An 11,706-nucleotide genomic window follows, 5' to 3' on the forward strand; every position below is an offset into this window, starting at 1 on the left:
CCATCCACGTGAGAAACCCATCGTCGAGTGCCGCGCGCGTGGACGCACCCGTTCATGGCGCTTTCGATTCGATCCCGCCGCTTTTCCGAACGACAGTTGACCCCATCTTTCCCATCCCGGCCGCAGGCAGCCGTGGAAGTGTTAGCCTCCAATTCCGATCCGTTCCGGAACCGCATCGATGAGATGGCTGTCGTTCTGGGGGAGTCGTCGCAAGCCCGCCTCCGCATGGCCCTACGCGACGGGCGAAGAGCCCCTGCGCGCCGAACTGCTGAACGCCGAACAGATGGAGGAGCGAGGGCGGGAACTCTCGCTCGAGCACGAGGCACGCGCCTCGCGTCGTACGGCCAATCCGCTGCTGCAGCGCCTCGGCCAGAACGCCGAGGTCATTCGTGGATGCTGCCGGTTGCTCGCCGACGCAATCAGGGACAACCACAAGGTCACTCCGGCCGGCGAATGGCTGCTCGACAATCTGTATCTCATCGACGAGCAGATCCGCACGGCGCGGCGTCATCTCCCCCGCCGTTACAGCTGGCAGCTGCCGGTGCTCGACAACGGCCCGTCCGCCGGCCTGCCGCGTGTCTACGACATCGCCCTGAAAGCGATCTCCCACGGTGACGGCCGCTTCGACGAGGAGTCGCTGCGCCGCTTCGTCGCCGCCTACCAGGAGACCGTGTCGCTGACGCTCGGCGAACTGTGGGCGATACCGATCGTGCTCCGGCTTGCGCTGGTCGAAAATCTCAGGCGCGTCGCCTACAGCGTCCGCTCCGACCGCATCGAACGCAACATCGCGATCCGTTGGGCGAATTCCCTGATCGAGGTCTCCCACCGCGATCCGACCAGCCTCATCCTGGTCGCCGCCGACATGGCGCGCGAGCGCCCGCCACTGTCGAGTTCGTTCGTGTCCGAGCTCGAGCACCGGCTGCAGCCGCTGGGAGAGGCCCTGTCATTGCCTCTCACCTGGATCGACCAGCGCTTGGCGGAGTCGGGTCTGAACAGCACCCAGCTCGTGCAGCGCGCCCAGCACGAGCAGGCCGCCGACCAGGTTTCCGTGAGCAACTGCATCGGCAGCCTCCGGCTCCTCGATGCGCTGGACTGGAAATCGTTCGTCGAGTCCGTCAGCACGGTCGAGAGCATCCTCCGCCGGGATCCCGCGGGCGTCTATCCGAGGATGAACTTCCCGACTCGCGACATGTACCGGCACGTGGTCGAGAGGACTGCCCGCGAGGCGGGTGTCGCGGAAGTCGCGCTCGCGTCCACGGTCGTCGAGATGAACCTCCAGTCCGTCGGCGACGATCCTTCGGCGCTGGATCGGCACGTCGGGTACTACCTGATCGGTGACGGCCACGCGGACCTGCGCCAGCGCTGCGGCCTCCAGCGGCGCGTCCTGGCTCCGGCTTCGAGGCGTCCCGGCAGCACGTCGCTGCCGCTGTATCTGCTGTCGCTGGTCACTTTGGGCGTCACGCTCCTGGGACCCGTGCTGAACCATCTCTTCGCGGACGAGATCGCCATCTGGCTCAAGGCCACCGCCCTTCTCCTGGCCTCGATCGGAATCAGCCAGCTCGCCGTCGCGCTGATCAGTCGCCTGTCGGCATTCGCCGTCGCCCCGCATCCGCTGCCGCAGCTGGACTTCCGCGAGGGCATTCCGCCCGAAGCGGCGACACTCGTCGCCATACCAACCCTATTGCCGAACGTGAACGCCGCCCGGCGTCTGGTCGACGATCTCGAAGTGCGCTATCTCGCCAATCGCGACGAGAACCTCCATTTCGCGCTGCTGACGGATTTCGCCGACGCTCCCGAGGCCGTCCTTCCATCCGACGGCGACGTCTTGGCAGCCGCCACCGAAGGCATCGAGAGGCTCAACGCGCGCTACGGGAACGGCCGATTCTTCCTGCTGCACCGGCCTCGGCAATGGAACGAGCACGAGGCGGCGTGGATGGGGAGCGAGCGCAAGCGCGGCAAGCTCGCCGATCTCAATGCGCTGCTTCGCGGCAACGGCGGCGACCGGTTCTCGAAGATTGTGGGCAATCCCGACCTGCTGCGCGGCACGCGCTACGTGATCACGCTCGACAGCGATTCGCAGTTGCCGCGCGACTCGGCTCGCGAACTCGTCGAGACTATGGAGCACCTGCTCAATCGTCCGCGCTTCGACAGGAGTCTGAACCTCGTCGTCGGCGGCTACGGCATCCTGCAGCCGCGTGTCGCCAGCGCGCTGCCTCAGGGCGGCATGTCGTCGTACGCGAAGCTTTTCGGCGGCGATGCCGGAATGGATCCCTATACGCGCGCGGTGTCCGACACCTACCAGGACCTCTTCGGCGAGGGCTCCTTCATAGGCAAGGGCATCTACGACGTCGACGCGTTCGAGCGAGTCACCGAAGGAAGGTTCCCTGACAACCGCATCCTGAGCCACGACCTGCTGGAGGGCTGCTACGCCCGCTCTGGCCTTGCGAGCGGGATCGAACTCTACGAGGTGTATCCGCAGACCTATCTCGCCGACGCCAAACGCCGGCATCGCTGGATGCGCGGCGACTGGCAGATCGCCGAATGGCTGTTCCCGTACGTGCCCACGGGCCACGGCGAGCGTGCCAGGAACCCTCTTTCCACGCTGTCCCGCTGGAAGATTCTCGACAACCTGCGTCGAAGCCTGGTTCCGATCGCACTCTTTGCGCTGCTGCTGCTCGGCTGGCTCTGGCTTCCGTCACCGGCCTTCTGGACGGCGCTCGTGATCGAGATCCTCGTCGTGGCGACGGTCGTGGATCTCGGACTGACGGTCGCCGGCCCGAGGGAAGAAAGCGGCTCCCTCGAACGTTTGAGAGGCTTTCTCGGCGACGCCGCACATCGTCTGGCGCAGATCGTCGTGAGCGCCGCGCTGCTGCCGTTCGAGGCATGGCTGAGCCTCGACGCGATCACGCGAACCTACTGGCGCGTGCACGTATCCCGCCGTCGCCTGCTGCAATGGAGCGTGTCGAGCAGCGTTCAGGCGCGCGATCGCAACCATCTGGGGGCGTCGATCGCCACCATGTGGATCGCGCCGGCGTCGTCGATCGCCATCGGCCTGTGCCTCCTGCACCGCGACAGCTTCCTGCTGGCGCTTCCGTGGCTGGTCGCGTGGGCCGCCTCGCCGATTCTCGTCTGGCTCCTCAGCGCCGCGCCAAGTCCGCGCACGCAGACGCTCTCCCCCACCCAGACCCTCTTTCTGCGCGGCGTCGCACGTCGGACGTGGAATTTCTTCGAGCATTTCGTCGGCGCCGAAGACCACTGGCTCCCGCCGGACAACTACCAGGAACATCCGATCCCCAAGACCGCTCATCGCACGTCGCCGACCAACATCGGGCTCTACCTGTTGTCGACACTCACGGCGCACGACCTCGGCTACCTGTCACTGAGCGAGCTGATCGAACGCCTGTCGCGGACCTTTGAAACGCTGGAGCGGCTGCCGCGCCACCACGGTCATTTCTACAACTGGTACAGCACGACGAGCTTGCAACCCTTGGCGCCGCTCTACGTCTCGACCGTCGACAGCGGCAACCTGGTCGCCCATCTGCTCACGCTGCGGCAAGGCTTGCTGGAGCGAAGACACGCGCCCGCCGTGACGTCGTCCGTCTTCGCGGGCCTGCGCGACTCGCTCTGCGTCGCGGTCGAAAGCGACCCGCATCCCGCACACGAGCGCTGGACGTCGCTCGCCCGCCTGCTCGACGAGCAGGAGACGCTGGCGCCCAGGACTGCCGGCGAGCTGCATGCGACGCTGACCGCGCTGGACGAGAAGCTGGACGGCCTGCGGGAGCCGGCCGCGGACGGAACCTTCGACGCGGCCCTCGAAATGCACCGCCGGATTCGCGCGACACTCGCCGACATCGAGCTCTTCTTCGGGTCGGCCGAAGCGGATGCCGCGAACCTGGCGCGCAGCCTCGGCTCAACCCTTCGCGATCTCGGCTCCTGCCGGGACCACGAGGGCAGCGGCACCGGCCGCCCGCCGGCGTCGGGCGCCTGCGACGCGCTCGAAGCCCTCGCCGCCCGCTGCACCGAACTCGCCCGCGTCGACTTCGACTTCCTCTACGACGAGGACCGCTCGCTGTTCACGATCGGCTACAACGTGACCGAGCGGCGACGCGACGCGGGCTTCTACGACCTGCTCGCCTCGGAAGCCCGGCTCGGCGTCTTCGTCGCGATCGCCCAGGGCGAGGTGGCCCAGGACACGTGGTTCTCGCTCGGCCGCCTGCTCACCCGTACGGCGGGACGGCAAGTCCTGCTGTCGTGGAGCGGCTCGATGTTCGAGTACCTGATGCCCCAGCTCGTCATGCCGTCGTTTCCGGGAACCCTGCTCGACGAGACCTTCCGCTCCGCCGTCGCGGGCCAGATGGCGTATGCGCGCAGCAAGCACGTCCCCTGGGGCATCTCCGAGTCGGGCTACAACATGACCGACGCCGCCCAGAACTACCAGTATCGCGCCTTCGGCGTGCCCGGCCTTGGGCTGCAGCGGGGCCTGGCGCAGGACCTGGTGATTGCTCCCTATGCCAGTGCCCTGGCACTGACCGTGCTGCCCGGCGATGCCGAGCGCAATCTGCGCACGCTGGCGGACAACGGCTGGCTGACTCCGTTCGGCTACTACGAGGCGATCGACTACACGAGCGAGCGGGTACCGCCCGGCGAGACCTGCGCCGTCGTGCGCTCGTTCATGGCGCATCACCACGGCATGACCCTGCTCGCCGTCGCGCACGCCGTGCTCGACCGGCCGATGCAGAAGCGCTTCGCGGCCGACCCTCAGCTCAAGGCGACCATGCTCCTGCTCCAGGAACGCACGCCGCGCTCCGTGATCAACTGGAGCAGCAATCCGGCCATGGTCGACGTGCGTTCGGCGGAGGACGCGCCGCAAACCGCGGTACGTGTCTTCGCGCAGGCCGATACGCGCCGGCCGGCGGTACAGCTGCTGACCAACGGCCACTACCAGGTGATGGTCACCAACAGCGGCGGCGGCTACAGCCGTTGGCACGATCTCGCCGTCACGCGCTGGCGAGAGGACGCCACACGCGACCCATGGGGAGTGTTCTGCTATCTGCGCGACATGGAAACCGGCAAGGTCTGGTCGAACACGCCGGTGCCCGTGCCGACGGCCGTCGACGCCTCCGAGGCGGTCTTCACCGAATCGTCGGTGGAGTTCCGCCGGCGCCTCGACGACATCGAGGCGCACACCCAGATCGTGGTGTCGCCCGAGGACGACATCGAGCTGCGCCGCATCCGCCTCACCAACCGGTCCCGTGTGCCGCGCACCGTCGAGGTCACGAGCTACGCGGAAGTGGTGCTGTCGTCGGGCGTCGCCGATTCGCTGCATCCGGCCTTCGGCAACCTGTTCGTGCAGACCCAGGTGCTGCCCGACCGCGATTCGATCCTGGCGACGAGGCGGACGCGAACCGGCGAGGACCCGCAGCGCTGGATGATGCACCTGCTGGCGCTGCACGGCGCGCAATCGCAGCGGACGTCGTTCGAGACCGATCGCCTGCGCTTCCTCGGACGCAACAACGGTGCCGGGAACGCCGCGGCGGCCCACTCGACCGGGGAACTCTCGGGCACATGCGGTTCCGTACTCGATCCCATCGTGTCGATCCGGCAGCGCGTACTGCTCCTTCCGGATCAACCGGTCGTGTTCGACCTCGTCCTCGGCGTCGCCTCGAGCAGGGAGCACTGCGTCGCGCTCATCGAGAAATACCGCGACCGGCACCTCGCCGACCGCGCGATCGAGATCGCCTGGACGCACAACCGGATAACGCTCGGACAGATCAACATCAGCGAAGTGGATGCGCAGATCTACGCGCGGCTCGCCGCAGCGATCCTGTACGCCGATCCCTCCCTCCGGAGCCGGGCATCGACGATCGCCAGCAACCGGCTCGCGCAGCCGGGCCTGTGGGCCCACGGCATCTCGGGGGACCTGCCGATCGTCCTGGTGCAATTGTCGGGGCCGGACAAGCTCGACCTCGTGCGCAGGCTGGTGAATGCGCACGTCTACTGCCGCATGAAGGGACTGGGCTTCGACCTGGTCATCTGGAACGAAGAGCGCGGAGGCTACCGACAGGCGCTTCACGACGAGATCATGGCGATCATCGGCACCAGTGCCGATGCAGGACTGCTCGACCGTCCGGGCGGAGTCTTCGTGCGCTCGATCGAGCAGATCAACCACGAGGACCGCGTGCTGATGCTATCGATCGCGCGCGTCGTCCTGTCGGACCAGGCCGGCTCGCTCCTGGAGCAGCTCAATCCGGACAGGACCCTGCGCAGCGACATCGTCGTGCCCGACCTGGTCGCCACGCGCGCACCCGAACCGGACAGCCGGCAATCCTTCCCGCTCCCGCCGCGCACGCTGGTCAACGATCTCGGCGGTTTCGGCGCCGACGGCACGGAATACATCATCGCCGTCGACGAAACGCACAAGACCCCGCTGCCGTGGGTCAACGTGATCGCCAACCCGCATTTCGGATGCGTCGTGTCGGAGAGCGGCTCCGGATACACGTGGCGCGACAACGCGCACGAGTACCGGATCACGCCCTGGAGCAACGATCCGGTCACCGACCCCTGCGGCGAGGCGTTCTACCTCCGCGACGAGGAAAGCGGCGCGTACTGGTCGCCGACGCCCAGCCCTTGCCCCGGGTACGGGCGCTACGTCGTGCGCCACGGCTTCGGCTACAGCGTGTTCGAGCACGTCGAAGGAGGCATCACCAGCCATCTGCGCGTGCACGTCGATCCCGACGCGCCGGTGAAGTTCTTCATGCTGAGGCTGAAGAACGACTCGCACCGCCCGCGGAAACTGTCGGTCACCGGGTACGTCGAATGGGTGCTCGGCGATCTGCGCGAAAAGACCGCCACGCACGTCGTCACGGAACTCGACGCAACCGGCGCGCTGATGGCGCGCAACGCTTACAGCATCGAGTTCCCGAGCCACGTTGCATTCTTCGACGTCGACAACGCACAACGCACCCTGAGCGGCGACCGCACCGAATTCATCGGGCGCAATTCGTCGCTGGGAAGGCCGGCTGCGATGTCGCGGCAATCACTGAGCGGACGCCTCGGCGCGGCCATGGATCCCTGCGGCGCCATACAGATTCCGATTGAACTCGCCGCAGGCGAGTCGCGTGACCTCATCTTCCGCCTGGGCGTCGGCCAGAATCGCGTGGAGGCGACGTCCCTCGTGGAGCGGTTTCGGCGCAACGGCTCCGCGCGGGCTTCTTTCGAGGCCGTGCAAGCGCAATGGCGCCGGCTGCTCGGCGCCATCACCGTGCGTTCGCCGGATCCGACGCTCGACGTGTTGAGCAACGGATGGCTGCTGTACCAGGTCGTCAGCTGCAGGCTGTGGGCGCGCAGCGGCTTCTACCAGTCCGGCGGCGCATTCGGCTTCCGCGATCAATTGCAGGACGCCATGGCGCTCGTGCACGCCGACGCGTCGCTGCTGCGCGAGCAGATCCTTTTGTGTGCTTCACGGCAATTCATCGAGGGCGACGTTCAGCATTGGTGGCATCCGCCGGCCGGGCGAGGCGTCCGCACGCAATGTTCAGACGACTTTCTCTGGCTTCCGCTGGCGACGGCGCGCTATGTCGAAGCGACCGCGGACGACACCGTCCTGGCCGAGCCGATCGGATTTCTCGAAGGCCGCCTGCTCAATCCCCGCGAGGAGTCTTACTACGACATGCCGCTACGCTCGCCCCAGAAGGCGGACCTGTACGAGCATTGCCGGCGAGCGATCGAGCGGGGCCTTCGCACCGGCTCGCACGGACTGCCGCTGATCGGCAGCGGCGACTGGAACGACGGGATGAACAACGTCGGCCGCGAAGGTCGCGGAGAGAGCGTCTGGCTCGGCTTCTTCCTCCATCACGTGCTGACGAAGTTCGAGCCGATCGCTCAGCGCCGCGGCGACGATACGTTTTCGCAGCGTTGTCGGGAGCATGCGGAAAACCTGAAACGGTCACTCGAGGAAACGGCCTGGGACGGCGACTGGTACCTTCGCGCCTATTTCGACGACGGCACGCCTCTGGGCTCGGCGAGCAACCGCGAATGCCGCATCGACGCGATCTGCCAGAGCTGGGCGAAGCTGTCCGGTGCCGCACCCGAGCATCGGGTCGAGCGCGCCCTGGATGCGGTGGATCGTCACCTGGTGGATGCGGACGGCAAGCTGATCAGACTGCTGGAACCGCCGTTCGACACCGCCGAACCCGATCCCGGCTACATCCGCGGCTACGTGCCGGGCGTCCGCGAGAACGGCGGGCAGTACACGCATGCCGCCGTCTGGACGGTCATGGCGTTCTTCGCCGCCGGCCGCGTCGAACGGGCATGGCAGCTCTTCGACATGATCAATCCGGTGCGGCACGCGCACAATCCCGGCGACGTCGACATCTACAAGGTGGAGCCCTACGTGCTCGCCGCCGACGTGCTCGCCGTTCCACCGCATGTCGGGCGCGGCGGCTGGACCTGGTACACCGGTTCGGCGGGATGGATGTACCGTCTGATCGCGGAGTCCATGTTGGGACTTTCCAGAAGTGGCGGTCGGCTGTTCGTGCGGCCGAACCTGCCGGCGAAATGGAACACGCTGGAAATCGACTATCGATTCGGCGAGGGGACGTATCGGATCCGTGTGGTACGCGCCGGAGAGGGCTCCACGGCGCTCGAAGTGAACGGCATTCCGCAGGAAGACATGAGCCTTGCGCTCGCGCCGGAACGCGCAGTCCACGAAGTGCTGGTGCGGATTGCGGGATAGAGGCAGCCCCGCGTTGGCACGATCCCGCCGGCTTCACTCCTTCAGGAAACAGCGCTCGAGTGGCTGAACGGTTCATGTGCCTGCTCCAGCGCGCTTTCGAGATCCTGCAGCAATACGTAAAGCATCTCGATCGCCTGCCACTCCGGCGTGGGCATCTGCCCATCGTGGTCGCTCCGTGCGCGGGCCAGCAAGGTCTCTAAAGCACGACTCTTCTGCCGATATTCCTCGAATGAAAGAAGCATGTGGGCATCCTCGCGTTGATCGAACACGCCGCCATCGGCGGACAGCCCCGGCACCACACGCAGGGTCGCCTCTCCGCCACTGTAGCCACTACGCCCCCTTCACCCGATCATCCACAGGTCACGCAAACCCGTGTGGTTAAAGGATCTTTCTTCGATTGATGCAGCTCTTCTACCGCCACTTTTAGCGCAAGGGGCGCAGAGCTTTTGCTGGCGCGGGAGATGGAACTCCTTGTTGGGATAGCGACGTTTTCCGACACCATCATCAATCGGTTGACAGCATACCAGCTACCTCGTCGTTCCCTCGCTCACACATAGCCTCAGGCAGATCATTGGCGCTGCAAAGTCGACCTTTGGTCGGCCTTCAGATTGTTTGGGGTGGCTCATGTGCCAGCTCGCCGGAAGCCCGATCTCGCGCGCTATGGGCCTAGAACTCGCGCCGTCGCGTGTAGTGGCCGGACTTCATACCCGCCCACCAAGCCGAACGCGACACCGGAGTGACCGCGGGAATGGCTAACCGCCCATCCGGTATACCGGGCTGGACCGATACAGGCGTGTCGAAAACCGCGATCAGTCGAAGCCGTTCGTGAAGATGCGATCGACGATGACCGGTTGCGAGAGTTCGAACGCGCCGATGTCGGTGTCGGCGCCGAACACGCGCGAGTGACCAGCGCCGCGCTGGTCGCTGGCCAAACGTCCGGGATTGCTGCCGCGATCGATCGCAGGACTGTCCGTGGCGAGCGCATGGGTCGGCGTCGGGCCGCCATAATCGCCCAGCGGCAGCAGGCCGGGGTCCAGCACCAGGGTGCCGCCGGGCGGCCCACCGTTCATGGACAGGATGATGTCGTGGTCGCCCTGGACGACGAGGCTCATGAGACTGCCGATGTCCGCAAAAAGGCTGGCGCTTGTATTGCCGGCGACGATCGAACTCGTGATCGTGATCGCCGGTGCGAACTGGACGCCGTTCACCACGTTCCGGACGAAGATGCCACCGCCACCGGCCGCCGCATCCTGTGCGTCATTGAATGCGATCGTGCTGTTGCGCACGACCACGTTGCCGTAGGTGACGTGCACGCCGCCGCCGTTGCTGCCGGTGGTATTGCCGCTGATCGTCGAATTCTCGATCGTGGTCGTGAACTCGCCGACCGTGCACACGCCGAAACAACCCGGAGCGAACACGCCGCCGCCTTCGAGGTCGCTGCGGTTGTCCGAGACCGTACTGTTCCTGATCGTGACGTCGCCGGCCAAGGCGCAAATGCCGGCGGCGCGACCGCGGCTTTCGTTGCCCGAAACCACGGACTCGTCCAGCGTGACGCCACGCAGCGCATAGAGTCCGCCACCGCCGAAGGCCTGCGTGTTGCCGACGGGACCGCCGATCATGCTCTGGGTCACCCTGCTGCTGGCGAGCACGATACTGCCGCTGGAGAACACCGCGCCGCCGGCATATTTTCCGCCGTCGATGTAGCCGCGGGTGATGTCCAGATGGTCAAGCCTCAGGATGCCGCCGCCGTTGTGCAGGATGACGCGGTCCTGCCGATCGCCATCGAACGTCAGCGTGCGATCGCCCGGGCCGATGATCGCGATGCTGTTCGCGTTGGACGTGAACGCGCCACCGGCCAGCGTGATCGTGCAGTGAGACAATGCCGACAGGTCCACGACGCCGCCATCCGGGACATTGGCGATGGCCGCGCGCACGGCGCCTTCCGAGCAGTCGCTCGCCGGTGGCGGTGGCGTCCCGGACTCGAACGCACCGATGTCGGCCGCAGCGCCGATCGTGCGCGGGAACGTGGAGCCGCGCTGGTCGAAAAAGAGGCCAGCAGACGGCCGGCCCGCATCGATGGCCACGCTGCCGGGCGCGAGGGCGTGCGTCCACGTCGGGCCACCGTGGTCGGCCATCGGCAGCAGGCCCGGATCGGTGGCGATCGTGTCCGGCGGCGCCGCTGGCGAGGAGCTCATGACGATGTTGTGGTCGCCGGCGATCGGTGGCGTCGGGCCCGCGATGTTGAACAGGGTAATGTCGTGGCCGTTGTTGCTGGCGGTGTTGTTGGCGACGATGCTGTTGGCGAGTCGCAGCGAGTAGCCGTTCACGCACACGCCGCCGCCACCCGCGCGCCACCCGTCGAACGGCTCCCTGGACGCGGTGTTGAAGGCGATCGTGCTGTCGGACACGTCCACCGGACTTCCGTACATGGACGCAACGCCGCCACCGTCCATCGCGGTGTTGCCGCTGATCGTGCTGGCCCTGACGCTCAGGCTGACCAGGGCAGCACCGATCGGCAGGTTCTCGTTTTGACGGATGGCCACGCCGCCGCCTTTCTGTGTGGCGTGGTTGTCCGTGATCGCGCTGTGGGCAATGGTGACGTTGCCCTCGCCGTACACGCCGCCGCCGCCCTTCGCGTACGCCGTGTTGCCGCTGATCGTGCTGTACGAGACGTAGAGATTGCCGCCGGCGAAAATGCCGCCGCCTGCGCCGCCGCGATAGCTCACGATACCGAGGACGGAAGGCAGGAGGGTGCCGCATGCGGCATTGCCGGACACGGTCGACCGGATCACCGAGACATCACCTTCCGCGAACACGCCGCCGCCATATCCCTCGTTGTACTGGTTGTTCCCGACGGGATAGCAGACCGAGGAGTTGGTCAGCGAGCTGTTCGAAAGGGTCACGCTACCGTCGGAGCGCACCGCACCGCCGGTACCGTTGTAGACGGTGTATTTGTCCTCGTCGCGGGGCGT

At 66.5% G+C, this 11,706-nt stretch carries 3 protein-coding genes; 1 reads left to right on the forward strand and 2 read right to left on the reverse strand.

The features are described 5' to 3' along the window. Positions 1-178 precede the first annotated feature (178 nt). Positions 179-8,734, forward strand: coding sequence for a glycoside hydrolase family 94 protein (locus ACFO6Q_RS16555; RefSeq protein ID WP_380022200.1), 8,556 nt, complete (start codon positions 179-181; stop codon positions 8,732-8,734). A gap of 41 nt (positions 8,735-8,775) precedes the next feature. Here ACFO6Q_RS16555 and ACFO6Q_RS16560 read toward each other — a convergent pair whose 3' ends face one another. Continuing rightward, positions 8,776-9,003, reverse strand: coding sequence for a hypothetical protein (locus ACFO6Q_RS16560; RefSeq protein WP_380022201.1), 228 nt, complete (start codon positions 9,001-9,003; stop codon positions 8,776-8,778). A 540-nt stretch (positions 9,004-9,543) separates the two neighbouring features. Beyond that, positions 9,544-11,706: choice-of-anchor Q domain-containing protein (locus tag ACFO6Q_RS16565; RefSeq protein WP_380022202.1), on the reverse strand; the 2,163-nt coding region annotated here is incomplete at its 5' end.

It is taken from the genome of Dokdonella ginsengisoli (assembly GCF_042652785.1).
In the GTDB taxonomy this organism is placed as follows: Bacteria; Pseudomonadota; Gammaproteobacteria; order Xanthomonadales; family Rhodanobacteraceae; genus Dokdonella_A; species Dokdonella_A ginsengisoli.